The 20,248-nt window shown below is 70.5% G+C and carries 19 protein-coding genes; 8 read left to right on the forward strand and 11 right to left on the reverse strand.

Annotated features, from left to right (window positions below):
- Positions 1-57 precede the first annotated feature (57 nt).
- Entirely contained in the window at positions 58-993 is a 936-nt protein-coding gene (locus tag ACIQI8_RS42875) for a GlxA family transcriptional regulator (protein ID WP_402363906.1), read from the reverse strand.
- A gap of 126 nt (positions 994-1,119) precedes the next feature.
- Here ACIQI8_RS42875 and ACIQI8_RS42880 point away from each other — a divergent pair, with 126 nt between their 5' ends.
- Positions 1,120-2,163 carry a saccharopine dehydrogenase family protein gene (locus tag ACIQI8_RS42880; protein WP_402363909.1) on the forward strand — a complete coding sequence of 348 codons (1,044 nt, stop codon included), beginning with the start codon at positions 1,120-1,122 and terminating at the stop codon, positions 2,161-2,163.
- A gap of 32 nt (positions 2,164-2,195) precedes the next feature.
- Here ACIQI8_RS42880 and ACIQI8_RS42885 read toward each other — a convergent pair whose 3' ends face one another.
- Positions 2,196-2,516 carry a hypothetical protein gene (locus tag ACIQI8_RS42885; protein WP_402363912.1) on the reverse strand — a complete coding sequence of 107 codons (321 nt, stop codon included), beginning with the start codon at positions 2,514-2,516 and terminating at the stop codon, positions 2,196-2,198.
- Positions 2,517-2,688: 172 nt separating this feature from the next.
- Here ACIQI8_RS42885 and ACIQI8_RS42890 point away from each other — a divergent pair, with 172 nt between their 5' ends.
- Both ACIQI8_RS42890 and ACIQI8_RS42895 read left to right on the forward strand, forming a co-directional pair.
- Positions 2,689-2,811 carry an aldehyde dehydrogenase family protein gene (locus tag ACIQI8_RS42890; protein WP_402363915.1) on the forward strand — a complete coding sequence of 41 codons (123 nt, stop codon included), beginning with the start codon at positions 2,689-2,691 and terminating at the stop codon, positions 2,809-2,811.
- Positions 2,812-2,982: 171 nt separating this feature from the next.
- Positions 2,983-3,789 carry an ABC transporter ATP-binding protein gene (locus ACIQI8_RS42895; protein WP_402363918.1) on the forward strand — a complete coding sequence of 269 codons (807 nt, stop codon included), beginning with the start codon at positions 2,983-2,985 and terminating at the stop codon, positions 3,787-3,789.
- On the opposite strand, the gene ACIQI8_RS42900 is transcribed toward ACIQI8_RS42895, so the two are convergent.
- From ACIQI8_RS42900 to ACIQI8_RS42925, 6 genes are read right to left on the reverse strand one after another with little or no spacing between them, the layout of a single operon-like run.
- Positions 3,786-5,261, reverse strand: coding sequence for a class I adenylate-forming enzyme family protein (locus ACIQI8_RS42900; RefSeq protein ID WP_402363921.1), 1,476 nt, complete (start codon positions 5,259-5,261; stop codon positions 3,786-3,788). The two genes, ACIQI8_RS42895 and ACIQI8_RS42900, sit on opposite strands and share 4 nt — an antisense overlap.
- The gene (locus ACIQI8_RS42905) at positions 5,254-6,798 is read right to left on the reverse strand and encodes an NAD(P)-binding domain-containing protein (protein WP_402363923.1); all 1,545 of its coding nucleotides are present in this window, start codon (positions 6,796-6,798) and stop codon (positions 5,254-5,256) included. The genes ACIQI8_RS42900 and ACIQI8_RS42905 overlap by 8 nt, the downstream gene beginning before the upstream one ends.
- 49 nt (positions 6,799-6,847) lie before the next feature.
- A complete protein-coding gene (locus ACIQI8_RS42910) occupies positions 6,848-8,200 on the reverse strand; it encodes a cation:proton antiporter (RefSeq protein WP_402363926.1) in 1,353 nt (450 codons plus the stop codon).
- An 18-nt stretch (positions 8,201-8,218) separates the two neighbouring features.
- Positions 8,219-9,580, reverse strand: a complete 1,362-nt coding sequence (locus tag ACIQI8_RS42915) for a cytochrome P450 (RefSeq protein WP_402363929.1) — start codon at positions 9,578-9,580, stop codon at positions 8,219-8,221.
- 50 nt (positions 9,581-9,630) lie between these two features.
- Positions 9,631-10,701: an alpha-hydroxy acid oxidase gene (locus ACIQI8_RS42920; RefSeq protein WP_402363932.1), complete on the reverse strand. Its 1,071-nt coding sequence runs from the start codon at positions 10,699-10,701 to the stop codon at positions 9,631-9,633.
- Positions 10,698-12,278 carry an FAD-dependent oxidoreductase gene (locus ACIQI8_RS42925; protein WP_402363935.1) on the reverse strand — a complete coding sequence of 527 codons (1,581 nt, stop codon included), beginning with the start codon at positions 12,276-12,278 and terminating at the stop codon, positions 10,698-10,700. The genes ACIQI8_RS42920 and ACIQI8_RS42925 overlap by 4 nt, the downstream gene beginning before the upstream one ends.
- A 62-nt stretch (positions 12,279-12,340) precedes the next feature.
- Between ACIQI8_RS42925 and ACIQI8_RS42930 the strand changes: the two genes are divergently transcribed.
- The gene (locus tag ACIQI8_RS42930; RefSeq protein ID WP_402363938.1) at positions 12,341-13,858 is read left to right on the forward strand and encodes an aromatic amino acid ammonia-lyase; all 1,518 of its coding nucleotides are present in this window, start codon (positions 12,341-12,343) and stop codon (positions 13,856-13,858) included.
- On the opposite strand, the gene ACIQI8_RS42935 is transcribed toward ACIQI8_RS42930, so the two are convergent.
- The 3 genes from ACIQI8_RS42935 to ACIQI8_RS42945 all read right to left on the reverse strand — a co-directional run bounded on the left by ACIQI8_RS42935 (position 13,764) and on the right by ACIQI8_RS42945 (position 16,909).
- Entirely contained in the window at positions 13,764-15,092 is a 1,329-nt protein-coding gene (locus tag ACIQI8_RS42935) for a sensor histidine kinase (protein ID WP_402363941.1), read from the reverse strand. The two genes, ACIQI8_RS42930 and ACIQI8_RS42935, sit on opposite strands and share 95 nt — an antisense overlap.
- Positions 15,089-15,769, reverse strand: coding sequence for a response regulator transcription factor (locus ACIQI8_RS42940; RefSeq protein WP_402363944.1), 681 nt, complete (start codon positions 15,767-15,769; stop codon positions 15,089-15,091). The genes ACIQI8_RS42935 and ACIQI8_RS42940 overlap by 4 nt, the downstream gene beginning before the upstream one ends.
- A 453-nt stretch (positions 15,770-16,222) precedes the next feature.
- A complete protein-coding gene (locus ACIQI8_RS42945) occupies positions 16,223-16,909 on the reverse strand; it encodes a GAF and ANTAR domain-containing protein (protein ID WP_402363946.1) in 687 nt (228 codons plus the stop codon).
- Positions 16,910-17,205: 296 nt separating this feature from the next.
- Here ACIQI8_RS42945 and ACIQI8_RS42950 point away from each other — a divergent pair, with 296 nt between their 5' ends.
- The 4 genes from ACIQI8_RS42950 (at position 17,206) to ACIQI8_RS42965 (ending at position 20,143) form a co-directional block, all read left to right on the forward strand.
- Positions 17,206-18,123, forward strand: coding sequence for an NADP-dependent oxidoreductase (locus tag ACIQI8_RS42950; protein ID WP_402363949.1), 918 nt, complete (start codon positions 17,206-17,208; stop codon positions 18,121-18,123).
- A gap of 114 nt (positions 18,124-18,237) precedes the next feature.
- A complete protein-coding gene (locus ACIQI8_RS42955; protein ID WP_402363952.1) occupies positions 18,238-18,540 on the forward strand; it encodes a DUF1778 domain-containing protein in 303 nt (100 codons plus the stop codon).
- Positions 18,537-18,926 carry a fic family toxin-antitoxin system, toxin component gene (locus tag ACIQI8_RS42960; protein ID WP_402363956.1) on the forward strand — a complete coding sequence of 130 codons (390 nt, stop codon included), beginning with the start codon at positions 18,537-18,539 and terminating at the stop codon, positions 18,924-18,926. The genes ACIQI8_RS42955 and ACIQI8_RS42960 overlap by 4 nt, the downstream gene beginning before the upstream one ends.
- Positions 18,927-19,309: 383 nt before the next feature.
- A complete protein-coding gene (locus ACIQI8_RS42965) occupies positions 19,310-20,143 on the forward strand; it encodes an NAD(P)H-binding protein (protein WP_402363958.1) in 834 nt (277 codons plus the stop codon).
- Positions 20,144-20,248: the final 105 nt, after the last annotated feature.

Genomic DNA, 20,248 nt, shown 5'->3' on the forward strand with positions numbered 1-20,248 from the left:
GGTAGTCGGTGCAAGTCGCACATCGCCTGAGGGCGGCGTCCCGGAGAAGGCGGTCCGTCAGGGACGGAAGGTGCGGCGGTAGGCGTCGGGCGGGACGCCGACGCTGCGGTGGAAGTGGCGGCGCAGGGTGGTTGCGGTGCCCATGCCGGTGGCCGAGGCGATGGTGTCCACGGTGGCGTTGGTCGTCTCCAGTAGTTCCTGGGCGCGGCGGACGCGCTGGGTGTGGAGCCACTGCAGTGGTGTGGTGCCGGTGAGGTGTTTGAAGTGGCGGCCGAGATGGCGCGAGCTCATGCGGGCCTGGCGAGCCAGGTCCTCCACGGTGAGCGGCTCGTCCAGCCTCTCCAGCGCCCAGGGAAGGAGCTCGTCCAGTGGGTGGTTGCCTGGTGTGGGCAGAGGGGTGGCGATGAACTGGGCCTGGCCACCGTCGCGGTGGGGTGGAACGACCAGACGGCGGGCGATCTTGTTGGCGTTGGCCGAACCGTGGTCACGGCGGACCAGATGCAGGCACAGGTCCATGGCGGCAGCCTTGCCCGCGGAGGTGAGGACGTCACCGTTGTCGACGTAGAGGACGTCCGGATCGACGGTGGCCGCCGGGTGGCGGCGGGCCAACTCTCCGGTATGGGCCCAGTGCGTGGTGGCGCGCCTGCCGTCCAGCAGTCCTGCCGCGCCCAGGACGAAGGCGCCCGTGCACAGTGAGGCCACGCGGGCGCCGGCCTCGTGAGCGGCGCGTACCGCCGCGACCAGTTCGGGGGTGGGTTCGCGGTCGGTGTCGGCCAGGCCGGGGACGATCACCGTGTCCGCGTGCACGAGGTGGTCAAGTCCGTGGTCGGGGTCGAGGCGGAAACGGCCGATGTGCACCGGAGCGCTTCCGCAGACGGAGAAGTCGTACCAGGGATCCACGAGGTGGGTCAGGTCGGTTCCGAAGATCTCGACGGCCACGGACAGTTCGTAGTGGAGCATGCCGTGGGTGACGGCCAGTGCGACAGCAGGCATGTCCGAAACTGTACGCGTCATGTCGTTTCCGACAGTCGTGCGCGGTGATGCCACCAGGACAGGATGTGAGCGTCAGGCTGCGGAGGTTCGACTCGCGGTGGGCTTCCAAGTGCACAGGAGAGTCTCGTGGGGTCAAGCCAGTCGGTGGCCGTGTTCGGCGCTTACGGTCACACCGGACGGTTCGTGGTCGCCGAACTGGTCACGCGGGGGTTCGTCCCGGTGCTGTCCGGACGCAACGCGCAGCCCCTGGAGGAAGTTGCCCGCCGACACCGGCTGGAGGCCCGGGTGGCATCGGCCGAGGATCCGGCTTCGTTGGACCGGGCCCTGGCGGGGACAGCGGCGGTCATCAACTGCGCCGGCCCCTTCGCCTCGACCTCAGGCCCCGTGATCGAGGCTGCCCTCCGCGCGAGCATTCCGTACCTGGACGTGGCCGCCGAACTCGAAGCCAACCTCGACACCTTCGCCCACTACGGCGAGCGGGCCCGGCAGGCGGGAGCGCTGGTCGTCCCCGCCATGGCCTTCTTCGGCGGCCTCGGCGACCTGCTGGCCACCGCCGCAATGGGCGACTGGACCGAGGCCGACGAGGCTCACATCGCCTACGCGCTCAGCAACTGGCACCCCACCGCCGGCACCCGGCTCTCGGGCTCGGTCTCCCGAGAGCGGCGCGGCAACCAGCGTCTGCGCTACAAGGGCGGCCGGTGGGAACATCGCACCGACGCCGCACCCACTTCGCAGTGGACCTTCCCGGAACCGGTGGGGCCCCGGCAGGTGATCGGCGAATTCACGATGGCGGACGTCGTCACCGTCGCCCGGCACCTGTCCATCCCCGACGTGACCACCTACATGAACGCCGAGGCGGTACGCGACGTCGCCTCTGCCCGTACTCCGGCCCCGACCGCCTCGGACGACACCGGGCGCTCCGATCAGACCTTCCTCGTCGATGTGATCGTGCGCTCCGGCGGAGCCGAACGCCGTGCCACCGCCGGCGGCAGGGACATCTACGCCGTCACCGCACCCCTCGTCACCGAGGCGCTGGAGCGCGTCCTGACCGGTCGTACCAAGGCCGTCGGCGTCGTCTCCGCCGGTGAGATCTTCGATGCCCCCGACTTCCTTCGCGCACTCGCGCCGCACGTCGCACTTCACCTGCACCCGCACAAGGAAAACGCCTGACTCGCCGGGCCGTGGCACAAGGCCTCAACCAGTCACAGGCCGGGGACGTCCCTGACCCTCTTGAGCACCGAACTGACCCCGTCCACCACTGCGTTGCGCCGCCCCTCGTGCGCCGCCCGATCCGCCGGCACCAGCCGCGTGGCGGTCTGCACGGCGTAGTCGTCCGGATCACCGAAAGCGGTCCGCGGGTGCTCCCCCGTCTCCGCGCAGTGCACCGTGACCTCCTTGACCGCCTGGAGCACGACTGCCCGGTCCACGCCCGGCTGCATGGCCAGCCGTACCTGGAAGCGCGCCATCCACTTCTCGCGGTCCTTCTCCCCCGCCGCATCCGTCGTCTGGTCCTTCTTCGCCACGCGCTCTCCCGGGTGATCTGCAACCGTCCGCCACGGAGTGGGACGCCAGATCCCCGGCGTGGGTTGCGGAAGCCAGGAGAGTTTCGGGTGGCCGACCCGGGCCGGCCGTGCCACGCCCGTTCGCGTTGGTTAGGGCTGCCGGACCAGGCCGCTGGGGTGGCAGCTGGACCAGTTGTCCGCGCTGCGCGCCCTGCCGAGGTCCCGGAACAATTCCTTCGCGCTCAGGCGCAAGGTAGTCCGGAAGCCGCTGGGCGTCGTGCTGGTGATCGTCCCCTGGAACTACCCGCTTCAGTGATGCCACCACCGTTTCTTCAGCCGCGTACTGGACCGCCGTCCCGGGCGCATCAACCCCTGCACCGTCTGACTCAGCGCCCAGCAGGACGTTGGACCCTCCTCCCGGAACCCCGGTCCTGACCAAGGATCCGGCACCACCTGGAGTTGCCGGATGCAGCACTACTCTGCTGGTGTGATCGAAACACGGGAGCCCCGCACCGTCGTCGCTCTGACGGATGTTGCTGTCCATCGCCGCACCACCGGACAGGAGATCGTCCTCGACGGAATCAACTGGTCCGTTCGGTCCGGCGAGCACTGGGCGCTGCTGGGGGCCAACGGAGCCGGGAAGACCACGCTGCTCCGGCTCGTCGGGGCCGTCATGCATCCCACCGCCGGCACTGTCGAGGTCCTCGGTGATCGCCTCGGTCGCGTTGACGTGCGCGAGTTGCGAGCGCGCGTCGGCCTGGTGTCAGCCGCCCAGAAGGTCCCGCCGGACGCCACCGCCCACACCGTCGTTCTCACCGGGGCAACCGGCACGGTGCAGCCACTGTGGCGGGCGTACGACACCGCGACCCGCGAGCGCGCCCATGAGCTGCTCGCCGAACTCGGATGCAAGGAGCTCGCCGACCGTCGATTCGGCGACTGCTCGGGCGGCCAGCGCGCGCGGATCCTCATCTGTCGTGCCCTGATGGCCGATCCGTCGCTGCTCCTGCTCGACGAGCCGTTCAACGCCCTCGATCTCCCGTCCCGGGAGGACCTCGTGGACGCCCTGCGCAGGCTGGCCGCCGACCGGCCCGACCTCGCCACCGTCATGGTCACCCATCACTTGGAGGAGCTGCCGCCCAGCACCACTCATGCCTTCCTGCTCAAGGAAGGCCGCGAACTGGCTTCCGGCCCGGTGGACAGCGTCCTCACCCCGGACAACATGACGGTCTGCTTCGGACGTCCTGTTCATGTGGCCCGTCACGAAGGACGCTGGTACGCACGCTCGGGCCGCTAGGGCGGTGGCGGGCTCGCGGGGGTGGTCCCGTCAGCGACGAGCCGCCTCTTGTCAGGCTTGCCGGCCGGTGTCAGCGGTACTTCGTCGATGAGGGTCAGGCGGGTCGGCGCACTCGCCTCCTCCAGGTCCGCCGTCACCAGGGCGCGCAGTTCCCGTAGTTCCGGGACGCGTCCTGGCGCGGGCACCACAAAGGCGTGCACGGCTTCGCCCGTGCGGTCGTCTGGAACTCCGACGACGTACGCCTCCGCCACCGAGGGATGGGTGGCGAGCAGCCGCTCGACGGGACCCGCGTAGTAGAGGTTGGCGTTGACGATGATCACGTCGCGTGCACGGCCCGTGAGCCACAGCCTGCCTTCGCTGTCGAGGCGGCCGAGGTCGCGGGTGCGTACCCATCCGTCGGCGAAGATCTCCGCGGTGAGGGCGGGTTCTCGCCAGTAGCCGGTGCTCTGGCCCGGGGTTCGCACGAAGAGTTCGCCTTGGGCGCCCGGCGGGACGGGGGCGCCGGAGGCGTCCCGGATCTCCAGCTCGACGGGCGGCACGCCCAGCGAACCCGGCACGTCCCGCGGAGTCGCCATGGAGATCATGCCGGTCTCGGTCTGGCCGTACCCGTGGAAGACGACCGGCCCCAGGACGTCCAGTGCCTCCCTCAGCCGTCCCGGCTCCAGCGGGGATCCGGACACCATCAGGGCGCGCAGGCTGCGAAGGTCCGCCGGTGACTGCCGCTGGTGAGCCGTGAGCTGCGTCAGGCGTGCCACGGTGATCACGCTCGCCGTCGCGCGGTGACGCTCGATACTGCCGGGGAAGCCCGGCTGCTCGGCCGTCACCAGGGTGCCCCCCGCGGCCAGGGCGAGGAGCCCGTATTCCATCATCACCTGGCTCGCGAGGGTGCCGAACACCAGGAAGCGGTCGAGGCGTTCGGCGAGTTCGCGAATGGCGGGAGGCCACTCCTGCGGCCGCAACGCCCAGGCCGCCGTCATGGCCTCGTAGGTCTGGGCGCATGCCTTGGGGAGACCGGTGCTGCCGCTGGTGTGGATGAGCCGGGCGACGTCCCCCGGGTGGGCCAGGGGCGTGGGCCGGATGCCGTCGTCCTCGGCCGTCAGCAGGTCACTGAGCGCGAGGGCCTTCCCCGATGGTCCTGTGTCGGCGTCGTACGACCCGTCGGTGAGTGTGAAGTCGGCGTCCGCGAGCACGTGTTGCCGCTGCCGCGCGGTCAGACCCGGCCTCACCCCGACGACTCGGGCACCGACGGTGTGCGCCGCGATGATGGCGGCGAACGCCTCGGGGCTCACGCCGAGGAGCATGCCGATGCCGTGCCCGCGGGCGACGCCGTACGTGCGCAGGGCCTTGGTCGCACGTCGTACCGTCGCGAGCAGCCCGGTCCCGGACACCAGCTGGTCGCCGTGCTCGAACACCGGGCGCTGGCCCGCCGCGTCGAGCAGGTCCAGCAGGCGGCCGGGGAACTGCTCAGTCAAGGCATGCCTTGACGAACGCGGCGAGTGGCTGCTGGTGGACCGCCGGGATGTCCCACTCGTTCTCGAGGTTCTCCGCCAAGTGGTGGGTGGCGTCGAGGAGTCCGTCGCGGTAGTGGCGTACGACGGGGTGGAGGTAGCTGGAGTCCATCGCGTGCTCGACATCGTTCTCGGTCACGCGCGGGAGGGTGACGTCGAACGGGTCGCTGCCGTCGTGATCGGCTCCGTACTCCAGGTCGACGACGAACCGGTGTCCGGCGGGTCCGAGGCCCCCGTCGACGGCGTACTCCAGCGGAACCTCCTCCTGGCAGACGGCGTCGTCGCCGTCCACCGTGATCACGTCGCCGAGAACTCCGAACTGCTGCCACAGGGCCGAGGACCGGTTGACGCGCGCCACGACGGCGTCGGCGATCTCTTCCGGCGTCGCGGTGAGCGGCCGGGCCGGCCAGGGTTCGCGGTGGTGGCGGGCGCCGAGGATGCGGTACAGGGCGCGCGTCCCGTAGCGGAAGCCGTGGATGAAGCCGCTGGTGCCCTTCTTGAAGTCGCGCTGTTGCGTCAGCGTGCCGGCGAAGTGGAGGTCGGGTACGTTCACCGACTCGTAGGCGGAGTTCTGTTGTGGGAAGCGTCCGTCGATCACGAGGGTGGGTCGGCAGGCCGGGTCGAAGACGTCGGCGTCGAATCGGAAGCCGGCGCACAGGATGACGCGGTCGTAGCGCAGTTCACGCAGGCGCTCCGTGGTCCGGGCGTAGCGGAAGACGACGCGGAAGGTGCCGTCGGCCGTCTTCTCGATGTTCTCCACCGTTCCGTCCAGGACGGCGTTCTGCGACTTGAGTTGGTAGCTGTCCAGGAAGTTGTTGTTCACCGCGCGCAGATGCCCTACGAAGTGGGTCTTCCAGGCCATTTTGAGGGAGTGCGGGCCCGCGACGTGGATGACGGCGGCTTTCGCCATGAGGGCGTCCGCGGTTTCGAAAGCGGAGTTGCCCTTGCCGATGACCAGCACGCGCTGATGGGCGAAGGTCTGCGGGTCCGGGTCGAACTCGTCGTATCTTTCGGCGAGTTCGACACCGGGTATGTCCGGCTCGTTGAGCCGGGAGACACCGGTCGCGACGATGAGCCGCCGCGCCTGCCAGGTCCGGCCGGCCGTGTCACGGACCGAGAAGTGATCCTCCGAACGGGAGACGTGGACGACCTCCGTCCCGTACTCGACGCGGACACCGGTGCGGTCCGCGAAGTCGCCCAGATAGCGGACGAGATCGTCGGCGTGGGGGAAGTACTCCTCGGCGTACCGGGTGAACAGCAGGTCCGGGTCGTCGCTGAGCAGCGAGTTCCAGTCCATCCGCAAGTTGAGTTCCGGGTCGGTGTACCCGGTGTTCACCTTGTTGATCGATATCAGCTGTCGATGTCTGGGGAACCGGGTGAAGAACGTGCCGGGCCCCTCGCCGCGTTCCAGGACGACGTAGTCCCGGCCGTCGCGTTCCATGAGAGCGGCGAGTTGGAGCCCGGCCGGTCCGGCACCGATGATCACGTAGTCGCGCACCATGGCCGGGACGTTAGTGCCGCTACTTCAGAAGGCTCTGAGATTGCGCGGTTCAGGCGGGTACGGAGTCCTCCTCGGCCGATGAGGGGCCGGCGGTGTCGGAGGCGGCCGCCTGTTCGGGGCGGGCCATGCCGCGTTCGAGGCGCTCGGGCAGGGCCAGGCGGTACAGCGGCACGGCGCCCGCGGTGGTGATCACCGCGACCAGGACGAGCATGGAGAAGACGTCCTTGGTGATCATGCCCTGGGCGAGGCCGATGTTGATGAAGATCAGGATCATGAGGCCGCGGGCGTTCATCAGTCCGCCCACCGCCCAGGACTCGCGCCAGTTGAAGCCTGTGCCGCGCATGGCGAGGGCGCAGCCGACGTACTTGCCGATGAACCCGGCCGCGAAGATCAGCAGGAACGGCCCGATCATGTCCCAGCCGGCGACCCCGCCCAGTTCGGTGTTGAGGCCGGAGAAGGTGAAGAAGACCGGCAGGAGCAGCACGCAGACGATGTCCATCATGCGGCTGTGCAGGGCCTCGCGGAAGACCGGGTCGCGGGGCATGGCGAGTCCCGCGAGGAAGCCGCCGAAGACGGAGTAGATGCCGATCCAGTCGGTGAAGAAGCCGGACAGCAGGACGATGCCCACGACGACGTACATCTGGTCGAAGCCGAACTGGCCGGTGCGCGCCACCTTCGCGCCCATCGGTCGCAGCAGTCGCGATACGACGGTGAGCATGACGACGGTGAAGACTATGGTGAGCCCGATGGTGCGCAGGGCGTGCGGCAGGCCGGCGCCGGAGTGCATGGCGGAGAGCACGGCGAGGAAGCACCAGGCCGCAGCGTCGTCGACGGAGGCTCCCAGAAGGGTCATGCGGCCGAGGGAGGAGTTCTCCAGTCCGCGCTCGTAGAGGATGCGGGCGAGCATCGGGAAGGCGGTGATGGACAGGGCGCCGCCCAGGAAGAGGGCGAACTCGAAGGAGCTCACGTCGGGTCGGGAGAGCTTGTCGTAGAGCAGGTAGCCGGATGCCGCGCCGAGCAGGAGCGAGGGGACGATGCCGGACAGGGCGAGCACGGCCGCGTTCTTGGTGTCCGTCCGGCCGTTTCCGGCCGTGTGGTCGAAGCCCGCGCCGACCAGGAACATGAACAGGGTCAGGCCGATGGTGCTCAGGACGTAGAGGATGGGTTTCACCTCAGGGGTGAAGACGGCCTTCTGGGCGTCGGGGAAGAGGGCGCCGAACAGGGTGGGGCCCAGCAGGACACCGGCCACCATCTCGCCGAGCACGCGCGGTTGTTTCACCCACAGGGCCAGGCGGCCGCAGACGGCGGACGCGGCGAGGATGACCACGACGGCGGGCAGGACCCGCAGGACGAGTTCGAGGTTCTTGTCGGTGGTGGCTGCCAGGAAGGTGGTGGGGGGCACGGCGGGCTCCTGTGTTCGTCAGCGACGTGTGGGGAGGTGCGGCGGTGACGGGCGGTGCTGTTCGTCGCCGCTGTGTGCCGGGGGAACGGGGCACCCGCCGATCGGATGCTCCTCGAAGTAGCGGCCCGCCAGACGCTGCCGACGGGCGTGCAGCACCATGACCGTCCCCAGCACCAGTTGCCGCAGGCCCCGTGTGACGTCCTCCACGCCGTTGCGCAGCCGCATGTACCGGCGCAGCACCTTGACGCGGCCCGGCGCGGGGGTCATGTCCCGGGGAATGAGCAGACAGGGTGCGCGGTGCGGTATGGACCGCGTGTGCGGGGCCGTCGAGTCCAGGCGGTACCGGCGCAGCACCTCCCGTACCGCGGCGCGCAGGACGAGGGGGGACATCCGCCAGGCCGGGCAGGGGCGGTTGGCCGCCATGCCGTAGGGGATGTGGTGGGCGTCCTTGGTGGACAGGGAGGCCCAGCGGTCCGGGTCGAACGTGTCGGGCCGGTCGTATCCCGTGGCGTGGTAGCCGGGGTAGCTGAAGCACACCACGGTGCCGGGCGGCAGCACGGTGTCCTCGTCGAGCGGGATCTCGCCCGTGGTGATGCGGTGCGCGATGCCGAACAGCGGATACAGCCGCATGGTCTCGTCGAGCACCCGCGTGAGGTAGCGGTCGTCCTCCCTGTCGTCGACGACGCGCTGCTGCACCTCGGGGTGACGGGCCAGGGCGAGCAGGACGTGCGCGGTGGCCTCCGACAGCTGCACGACGGCGGTGTTGAACATCGTGCCCTGGAGGTAGTGGACCTGTTCCGCGGCGGACAGGGTCGTCGGCAGCGGGTGCGGCACGTCACCGGCGGCGACCCTGCCGCGCAGGTACTCGGTCAGCCGGGCCCGCCGCCTGGGGTGGCGCAGTCCGGTGCACTTCAGGGCGGTGACGACATCGTCGGCGTGTGCGGTGATCAGATCGCGGGCGTGCGGCGGGCACGGCTCCTGGAACACCAACTCGTAGCAGAACTCCGCCCAGGCGGGCATCACCAGGTCGCGCAGGCGGACAAGGCCGGCGCTCCGCTCCGGAAGGTCGTCCAGGGCGCGGGAGACGGCTCGTGCGGCCGCCGCCATGAGGTCGCCCGAACTCCCGGCCAGAATGTGCCGGGTCGTCGCGGCCACGTCCTCGTAGCGCTCACCGGGTTCCAGGTGCTCCTGGTGCACCTCGGGTCCCGGCGACAGCCAGTACCAGAACAGGTCGGAGAGTCCCGCCCCGGCGCTGCGCCCGTTCGCCGCCGGGTGGGCGTAGACCCGCTCGAACACCTCAGGACCGTGAACGGAGTTGGGCAGTGTCACCGTGCGGTCGCCGTTGACCTTCTCGAAGATGCGTCCCCGCAGCGCCACCACCGCGCGAGGCAACCACCACGTGTCCCCCGGGGCCCGCCTGGCCGCGCTCCTCACCACGTGTCCCCCTTGCGGACGACCATGTCCCTCGACAGATCGGCGTTACCGCGTCCCCCGCACAGCGCGAGCGTGTGGTCGTACTCGTCGCGCAGTACCGCCAGCACCTCCCGGACCCCTGCCTCTCCCCCGCCGGCCAGACCCCACAGCACCGGACGGCCCACCCCCACGGCGGTGGCGCCGAGCGCGAGGGCGACGGCGACGTCGCTGCCGCGGCGCACCCCGCCGTCCACCAGTACCGGTACACGGCCCGCGACGGCGCGGGCGACCGCCGGCAGACAGTCCAGTGCGGCGGGTACGGCGTCGCACTGACGGCCCCCGTGATTGGAGACGATCACCCCGGCCGCACCGTGTTCGAGCGCCGCCGGCGCGTCCGCCGGATGCAGGATCCCCTTGGCCAGGACGGGAAGTCTGGTCATGCGCGTGACCTCCTCGAAGTCCCGCCACGTCGGGGTCGCGGACATGGGAATGTCCGTGAGGGCGCCGGGCGCGGCGCCGGGCAGGTCCCGCATGTTCTGCGCGGCGTACCCCGCGGGCAGGTCGGTGAATCCGTTGCGGAGATCCCTGGTGTGCCGGCCGAACACCGGCGAGTCGACGGTGACCACCAGCGCGGTGCAGCCCGCTCGTTCGGCGCGCCGTACGAGCGCTTCGGTGACCTCACGGCGGGGGTGGAGGTACAGCTGGAACCACACCGCCGGATCCGGGGTCACCTCGCGGGCCGCGGCGACGACGGCGTCGACCGCCACGGTCGCGGCCGTCCCCGTCACGAGGACGGCTCCCTCGGCCGCGGCGGCACGGGCCGTGGCACGCTCGCCGTCCGGATGCATCAGCCGGTGGAACGCGGTGGGCGCGACGATCACCGGCGAGGCCTCAGGGGCACCCGGCAGGCAGGCGGTGGTGTCTCGTTCGGCGTTGCCGCGCAGTGTCCGGGGCAGCAGCGCGTACCGGTCGAAGGCCTGCTCGTTGGCGACCAGGACGCGCTCCTCGCCCGCCCCGCCCGCCGCGTAGTCGTAGTGCACGCGGTCCAGCACCTTGCGTGCCGTGTCGTGCAGGGCGCGCAGTGTCACGGGGTCACCGGTGCGACGGGGTGGAGATGGTCGGCGAGGAACGCGCGCAGCGGGGCGCGGTGGAACTCCTCGCTGTCCCACTCGTTCTCCAGGTTCTCCGTGATGTGGTGCTCGGCGACGAACTCCCCGGCCCGGTACCAGCGCACGACCGGGTGCAGGTACCGGCCGTCGAGGCCCGCCCTGTCCTGTTGCGACTTGCGCCCCGCGGTGACGTCGAAGGGATCCACCAGGTCGTGGTCCGCGCCGTACTCCAGAGTGATCACCGCGTGTGCTTCCACCGGCCCGAAGTCTCCCCCGCGCACGGCGTCCGGTACGTGGCGGACGGGAACCTCCTCGGCGTAGCGCAGGCTGCCGTCCTGGGCGACGAGCAGCAGGTCCCCCAGGACGGCGAACTGCTGCCACAGGGCGGAGGACCGGTTGACGCGGGTGATGACCGCGTCGGCGGCTGTCTCGACAGCGTCGCCCAACTCCGTCACCGGCCAGGGCTCGTCGTGGTGGCGCGCACGCAGCGCACGATGAAGGGCGCGGACCGCGTAGCGGAAGCCGTGGATGAAACCGGTGGTGGACTTCTTGAAATCGGGTCCCTGGGTCAGCGTCCCGGCGAAGTACAGGCCGGGCACGTTGACCGACTCCCCCACCGGCGTGAGGGCGGGGAAGCGGCCGTCGACGATGAGGTCCGGAGCACAGGTGCCGTCAAAGATCGAGGTGTCGAACCGGAAACCGGTCGCGACGATCACCCGGTCGTAGTGGAGGTCCTTGACCACCTCGTCGACCCGCTCGAACGACACGGGGACACAGAAGCCGCCGGCTTCCCTGCGGATCTCCACAACCCTGCCGTCGAGAAGCGCGTTCTGCGACTTCAACTGGTAGGTGTCCAGGAAGTTGTTGTTGACCGCGCGCAGGTGCCCCACGTAGTGCGACTTCCACGCCAGACGCAGGGACCCCGATCCGACGAGGTGGATGACGGCCGCACTCTCCATCAGGCTGTCGGCCGTTTCGAACGCCGAGTTGCCCCGGCCGATGATCAGGACGCGCTGGTCGGTGAAGGACTCGGGGTCGGGGTCGAACGTGTCGTAGCGTTCGGCCAGTTCGATGCCCGGGACGGCCGGCAGGTTCGGCTGGAAGACGCCGGTGGCGACGACCACGCGCCGGGCCCGTCTCACCGCACCGGTGTGGTCGGTGACGGCGAAGTCCCCCTCGTCACCGTCGCGGGACACCCGCGTCACCGTGGTGTCGTACCGCACTCGCACCCCCGTGCGGGCGGCGTAGTCGGACAGGTAGCGGACCATGTCGTCGGCCGCGGGGAAGTAGCGGGGACTGTAGCGGGTGAACAGCAGCTCCGGATCGTCGCTCAGGAGCGAGTTCCAGTCCATGCGCAGCCGCAGTTCCGGATCGTCGTATCCGGTGTGCACCTTGTTGATCGAGATCAGTTGGCGATGGCGGGGGAAGCGCGTGAAGAACGCTCCGGGGACGCTTCCGCGCTCCAGGACCACGTAGTCCGCGCCGTCGCACTCCAGGGAGGCGGCGAGTTGCAGTCCCGCGGGTCCCGCTCCGATGATCAGGTAGTCGTGCGCCATGGCCCGGAAGCTATCCACCGGATTTCAGAACGCTCTGAGATTCCCCGCCTAGGTTCTGGGCCGTGCTCACCACCACGGACACCGTCTCGCTGACCGGCCCGCTGGATTCCGCCGTCCTGGCGCGTGCGGCGCTGCCGCTCACCGTCACGGTGGACGCGCGCACCCGCACGCGCATCGACCACAGCCGACGGCTCTTCCGCGCCCTGCGGCACGGCGAGGGCGGCGAGGAGAGCCCCATCTACGGCGCCACCACGGGGTTCGGCGCACTGGTCGGCTACGCCGGCCGGGCGGACGAGGCAGACCAGTGCGACAACACCCTGGCGCATCTCGGCGCCGGCCAGGGCCCCGACCTTCCCCCGGCGATCACGCGCGCGGCCCTGCTGCTGCGCGCCCGGTCGCTCGCCCAGGGCTTCTCGGGCGTGTCCGCCGAGGTCGTCGAGCGTCTCACCGCCCTGTTCGCCACGACGTTCACCCCCGCCGTGCCCCGCTACGGCTCGGTGGGGGCGAGCGGCGACCTGATCCCGCTCGCCTACGCCACGCAGGCGCTGCGAGGCCGCGGGCACGCCTATGTCGACGGCCGTCGGATGCCCGCCGCCGAAGCCCTGACCGCCGCGGGACTGCGCCCCCTCGCACTCGACGGCCGCGACGCGCTCGCCCTCGTCAACGGCACCCCCGTCACCACCGCCGCCACCGCCCTGGCCCACCACGCCGTCCGCGCCGCACACCGTGCCCTGTGCGACCTCACCTGTCTGCTGGCCGACCTGCTCGGGTGCGACCCCGGTTTCCTCGACGAGGACCTGCTGCGTGCCTACGGACATCCCGGCGCGGCCCACGTCGGAGCACGGATGCGCCACGCTCTCACCGGTGCCACACCCTCCGGCACCCGGCCTCTGCAGGAGCCCTACAGCATCCGCTGCGCCCCGCAGCTGCTCGGGGCAGCGGAGGACGCCCTGCGGTACGTCGACGGCGTCGTGACCGCGGACCTCGGCGGCATCAGCGACAACCCGCTGTTCTTTCCCGGCGAGGACGACACCGGGCCGGGAAAAGTGGTGCACGGCGGGAACTTCTTCGGGCAGCCCGCCGCGTTCGCCGCCGACCTGCTGGCCTCCGTCACCGCTCAGCTGGGCAACCTCGCGGAGCGCCAGCTCGACCTCCTGGTGGATCCGGCACGCAACGGCGGCCTCCCGCCGATGCTCGCCACCACACCGGGTCAGCAGCACGGACTGCAGGGCGTGCAGCTGGCCACCACCTCCTTCGTCGCGGAGATCCGACGCGCGGCGACACCGGCCGGGATGCAGAGCCTGCCGACCAACCTCCACAACCAGGACGTCGTCCCGTTCGGCACCCAGGCCGCCCTGCGCTCCTACGACATGGCCGAGCTGCTCGCGCTGCTGATCGGCTCCCTGGCCGTCGGGCTGCGCCAGGCCGCGTACGTCGGAGCGCGCGTGCCCACCGCGCCCCGGTGCCGGGAACTGCTCGACGCCCTCACCGAGACGATTCCCGCGGTCGAGGAGGATCGTCCACTGGATGCCGACGTCCGGGCCGCGGCACGCCTGCTCGCCACGACCGGCCTCGCGTGACCGCCCGCGCCGGGTCCGGGGCGGCCGACGGAAGTTCCGGGAGCCGGATGGTGAACCGGGCGCCGCGCCCCGGGCGGCCCGTGGCCACGACCGCACCCCCGTGATGCGCCACGACCTCGCGCAGCAGCGCGAGGCCCAGTCCGTAGCGCCCGCCCCCCTCGCCCCGGTGGAACCTCTCGAACAGCCGCTCCGCGTCGGCCGGTTCGAACCCGCTCCCCGTGTCGGAGACGGTCAGCTCGACCTGTCCGCGATCGTGCGCGAGGTGCACCTCGACCCGTCCACCGTCCGGGGTGTGACCGATCGCGTTCACCAGCAGTTCGCCGACGGCGCGGCGCAGCGCCGACTCGACACCGCGGACGATGAGTGGATACGGCGGAGCGTGCACGTCGACCGTGAGGCCGCTGCTCTTCACGTGGTCCGACTCGTCGGCGACCACCGACCGCGCCAGCCCGACCAGTTCCACCGGACGCAGCTCCGACTGCCGTGCCGGGTCCGCGGCGAGACTCGCCGACAGCAGAAGGTCGTCGAGCACCTCACCGAGCCGCCCCGCGGAGCCGACCAGCCGCGCCAACCCCTCACGGTGCCGGGCCGGCAGGTCGGCGGCGGCCGCCTGCCGCGACAGTATCTGCGCCCGCGTGTACACCTGGGTGATCGGGGTCTGCAGCTCGTGACTGGCATCGGCGACGAAGCGGCGCTGCCGGGCGAGCGCCTCGGCCAGCGGCGCGACGGCCCGGCGGCCCAGCACCGCGCCGGTCACCGCGGCGGCGATCAGGCCCACCACCTCGGCGACGCCCAGCGCCGACCACAGATACCGTCGGTCGGCGAGCTGGTAGCGCATGTCGAACACGGCCTGCACCACGTCGCCGTCCGCCCTGGCCTGTGTACGTACGAGGTAGACCGTGCCGTTGCGCCGTACCGTGCGCTCCAGCGCCGCCCGGTCTCGGCGCACCCGTTCCATGTCGGTGCGCACCGGGAAGCCGGCCGGAGCGTTCGCGAGCGGCATGGCATCGGGCGCGTACAGCCAGGTGCACACCGGAGGGCTCGACAGGTCGCCGTGTGCCGCGCCGTAGCGCAGCTCCCGCTGCACCTGCTCGCTCTGCGCGTGTGTCATGGCCGCCTGTGCCACGCCGCCGACCATCGTCACGAGGAGGGTGATGATGCCACCGGTGATCAGGGAGATGCGCAGGCGGGCGCGCCGCACCGCCGCCCATTCCGCGTACGCCGACGCCCTCACAGAGCCCCCAGGCGGTAGCCCAGGCCACGGACCGTGCGCACGACCTGCCGGCCCAACTTACGGCGCAGGTAGTAGACGTAGGTGTCGACGATGGACGAGGCGGGCGCCTCATGGAAGACGGCCCGGCGCAACTCCGCCCGCGAGTACACGGTCTCGGGACGGGACGCCAGCACCCACAGGAGCTCGAACTCCCGCGCCGCGAGCGCGATCCGCTCCCCGCCGGCGAGTTCCACCTCCCGGTGACCGACGAACAGGATCGCCGAGCCGATCCTGAGCAGATCGGCCGTCTCGAGCGCCCGTCGGCGCAACGCCCGTAGCCTGGCGCTGAACTCATCGAGCTCGAAGGGCTTGACCAGGTAGTCGTCCGCTCCGGCGTCCAAGCCGTCGACCCGGTCGTGCACCGTGCCCATGGCGGTCAGCAGCATGACGGGTGTACGGACCGCACGGGACCTCAGCCGGCCCAGCAGGTCGAGGCCGTCCAGTCCTGGAAGGCGCCGGTCGACGACCAGTACGTCGTAGCGGCGCGCCAGCCCGAGATGCAGGCCGTGCTGACCGTCCACGGCGACATCGACCGAGTACCCCTCGTCCTGCAGTACCTCGGAGAGCATGACACCCAGTTCCCGGTCGTCCTCGACCAGCAGCAACCGCCAGGGGTCTTGCCCACGAAGCTGCGCCACAGACCCGTCTCCTCGCTGCCGTAACCGGTCAACGCTCCCTGTATGACGCCGAGTTCCGAGTTGGGGAAGGCATGACCGAACGCGAATTCGGTCGACGGAGTCAAAGTAGCGCGATCGATCGTCTGACGGACCCGCGCAGATGCAGTCCGGCCAGGGCGGGCGGCTACGGGCGGAAGGGGCGCTGCGTCGACTCAGCCGAGTCGGGCGGCGAGCGGTGCTGCGGTCGCCTCCACACGGGGAAGGAGCCGCCGGTGGTGCCCTCACGCAGCGCCGGGGTCATGCGCTCGGTCCAGGACAGTCCGGAGCGCATGGGACTGGATCGGGCTCGCGAGGTGTGGGCCTGATCAAGCTGGGGACTTGAAGGGCAGGCCGGGTCAGGTTTCCATGGGGCCGGCTCGGCCAAGGCTTCTCCGGTTCAGACCCGAGCCGGGGAAGTCGCCTGGTCAGGCCACGTCAGGTAAGACTGCCGTCCTCGCAGATCCGGCGGGCGACCTCGCGGAGTTTGATGTTGTTCTCCTGCGAGGAGCGGCGCAGCACGTCGAAGGCCTGGTCGTCGGTGAGGTGGTGGCGGCCCATGAGGATGCCCATGGCTTCGCCGATGAGGTGGCGGGTGGCGACGGCCTTTTCCATCTGGGCCTGGGTGCGGGCGTTGGAGTAGGCGACTGCGGCGTGGGAGGCCAGCAGCCAGCCGGCCGTCTCACTGTCCTGCGTGAACGCGCCGGGTGTGCGGGAGTAGAGGTTGAGCGCGCCGAGGTTCTCGTCCTCGGTGAACAGCAGAAAGCCCATCATGCTGCCCACTCCGAGCTTGCGGGCCTGCGGGGTGTAGGCGGGCCAGCGCTGTTCGCTGGCCAGATCCCGGATGCGGAGGACCCTCTCACTGTTCGAGGGGAGGGCGGCGTCGAAACACGGTCCCTCCCCCAACTCGTCCTGGAGCCGGTCGCTGACGACGGCGACCTTGTCGGTGGGAGCAAGGGTCTCCACCCGCTTGCCGCGCAGCACGAGAACGCCGGCCGCGTCGCACCCCTCCACCAGCTCGGTGGCCGACGCGGTGATCCGCTCCAGCGTGCCGTCCACCGTCTCCTGCGCCAGCAGCTCCCGCGACATCGACGCCATCTGCAAGGCGAAACCAGCCCAGTCCACTTCCACGTCCTCCGCTGCTGAACCCGCCCCCGACGGGCTTTCCACTCACCCTTTCACGACTTCTCCTCAATCACATCGCAATGTGACGCGACCGGGAAGAGCTGTCCGTGAACGACCATCGACGGCAGTGCCACCGCGCCCCCGGGGGGTGCCGGTCCGCCGACTCGGTGTGCAGGCTCAATCCCGAAGTGGCCCACGAATCTGCCCTCGAAATGGACCACAGTCCTGGGCTACTCCGCTCCTAAAGTCGGGGAGGTGACGACCGGCGAGCAACAGTGACCGAGGAGACGACTTTCATGAAAGCGATCGTGGTGACGGACCGTGCCGCGGGAACGGCCGGGATGACGCTGGTGGAGCGGCCCGAGCCGCAGGCCGCGATAAACGATGTCGTTGTACAGATCCATGCGTCGGGGTTCGTCCCGACAGAGATGGAGTGGCCATCGACCTGGGTCGATCGCGCCGGCCGTGACAAGACACCGTCGATCCCCGGCCACGAGCTGGCCGGAGTGGTCACCGCCCTCGGCTACGGCACGACGGGGCTGTCGGTCGGGCAGCGGGTGTTCGGCCTCGCCGACTGGCACCGGGACGGCACCCTGGCGCAGTTCGTGGCGATCGAAGCACGCAATCTCGCGCCGCTGCCCGGCGACGTCGACTTCACGGTAGGCGCGTCCCTGCCGATTTCAGGCCTGACCGCGTGGCAGGGGCTGTTCCAGCACGGCCGCCTTCAGGCGGGCCAGACCGTCCTCGCCCATGGCGCGGCCGGGGCGGTCGGGACGATGGTGACCCAGCTCGCACGTGAGGCCGGCGCCTACGTCATCGGCACCGGACGCGGCGCCGACCGTGCGAAGGCACTCGACTTCGGCGCCCATGAGTTCGTCGACCTCGAGAACGACGCGCTGGAAGAGGTCGGCGGCGTCGATCTCGTCTTCGATGTCATCGGCGGCGACATTCAGAAGCGGTCCGCCGACCTGATCAAGACTGGCGGAACGCTGGTGTCCATCGTGGGCCCGGTCGAAGCGCGGCCCGCTTCCGGCCTGGCGGTGGACTTCGTCGTCGAGGCCGACCGTGCCGACCTGGGTGAGATCGTGCAGCGGGTGCGGGACGGACGACTGCGCACGAACATCGACCACGTCGCGAGCCTCGACGATGCCGTCGCCGCGCTCAACCCGACCGAACGACGCAAGGGAAAGACGATCATCCGCGTTCGCCCGTGAGAACACGGGCCCCTCAGGACGGTTCGGCGGACGCGTTTCCTCCCACGGCCGGGGCTGGGCCGGTTCGCGTCGAGTCCAGGACAAGCGCCTGGTACCACTGGTACCGTGACTACCATGCCGGACGCCAAAACAGCCATGAACCTGCGCTTCCCCGACCCCGGACAGCGGGCCGCGATCGCGGCAGCGGCCAAGCAGGCGGGAGTCAGCATGCAGGAGTTCATCCTCTCCGCCGCCTACGACCGTGCGACCGCCGTGGAGAGGCAGTTCCTCGACGGTTTCCAGGCGTCCATGGCCCGCAGCGGCGCGGCTTTCGCGGCCGAGCCCAGCAGTACGGACCCCAGCACCGAGCAGCGGGCGGCCGAGCAGGAGGCGCGCCGCGACCTTGAGCAGCACCAGGAGCGGGGCCACGCCGCGTGACCCAGCCGGAACCACCGCTCCGCCCGCTCGACGTCACGTTCCTGCTGCACGCCGCCGAGTTGCTCGACGGTGATCCGCAGGTCGACGACCTCGGACCGCTGTACGCCGCGGTCGCCCGGGTCAACGCCCGGGCGTTGGAACACGACATCTACGGGTCTCTGCATCTCAAGGCCGCCGCGCTGCTGCAGACCCTGGCGAAGCTGCCGTGCCTGGAGCACTCCAACGAAGCCTTCGCCTGGCATGCGACCGAGGCCTATCTGATCCTGCACGCGCGACAACTCGACTACCAGCCCAAGGCGGCCGTCGCCCTCGTGCGGGACGCCGCCTCCGGTGTGCTCGGCGTCGCCCGACTCGCCCGCCAGCTGCGCGACTGGACCGTCACCTGATCCAGAAGTGCGGTATCGACGGGGAGCCGCCACACCACCGGGGGCACGAGCGGCGGTGGCACCGCACATCGCCGTACGGTACTTTCCCGAGCGTCGAGCCGACCGGATCCCCTTCGCCGCGAGAGGAACAGTGACGGGTATTCACTACCGTCGGCCAGGTTCTCCCGGGTTCGCGCATGCCCGCTGCCGCATGAAATTGAGGGGCTGCGGAGACGGCTCGCCTGGTAGCGTCCCCGCGCGGCGGGGCTCGGTGCTTGGTGCCACGGCGTAGGCGCTGACGCACTCGCAGCTGGTCGGGCACCTCTTTGATGCGGTTCGCGGCGCCCGCGCGGTGGCATCGCCGGCCGGTGTCGCCTTCACCCGTTGCCACAAGGAGTCTCTTGATGATCGTCGTCTCGGCCGCTTCCGGTTCCCTGGGGCGGCTGGTCATCGACCAGTTGCTCTCCCGGGTCCCCGCCGACCGTGTGGCCGTCGCGGTACGTGATCCGGCGGCCGTCGCCGACCTCGCCGACCGCGGTGTCGGCGTAAGCCGTGGTGACTACGACGATCCCGCGAGTCTGCGCACGGCGTTCGACGGAGCGCAGCGGCTGCTGCTCATCTCCTCCCCCGTGCTGGCGCCTGCGGATCGCATCCGCCAGCACCTGGCCGCTGTGGACGCGGCACGGACTGTCGGCGTCGGCGCCGTCGCCTACACCAGTTTCCTGGGCGCTGACCGTGGCGCGGGCGGCATGACCGAGGCACACCACGCCACAGAACAGGCCGTGCTACGCAGCGGTCTGCCCTGGACGGTGCTGCGGCACCCCTTCTACAGCGAGGCGTTCCTGGGGGCGAGCCTGGCCTCGGCCGTTGACTCCGGCGTCCTGTCCGACCCCACCGGCGGGCGCGGTCTCAACACGGCGTTCCGCTCCGATCTCGCCGAGGCCGCCGCACAGGTACTGACCGGCGGGGACCAACACCTGGGCCGTGGCTACGACTTCACCGGACCGCTGTGGACGTATCCGCAACTGGCGCACAGCATCGAGCGGGTCCGTGGCACGGCAGTCGTCCTCCGCGAGGAGTCGGAGCAGGCACCTGGCGCGATGGGCTGGCTCCATGGGCTGGTCCGGTCCGGCGCCCTGGAACTCCAGACCGGGGATCTCCAAGAAGTCCTCGGTCATCCACCTACCTCTCTGGACCAGGCCGTGGCCCGACTCGTCGCGCCTGCCGCGAGTCCGTGACCAATCAGGCCTCCTCGCGCCTGACCGGCACAGCTCGCTGGTCGCGGACCGTACCCCCGACCTCCTCGACCTGATCGTGACCGTCCTGCCCGGCCGGCGTGCAGC

This window comes from Streptomyces sp. NPDC092369, from assembly GCF_044755245.1.
Classification (GTDB): domain Bacteria; phylum Actinomycetota; class Actinomycetes; order Streptomycetales; family Streptomycetaceae; genus Streptomyces.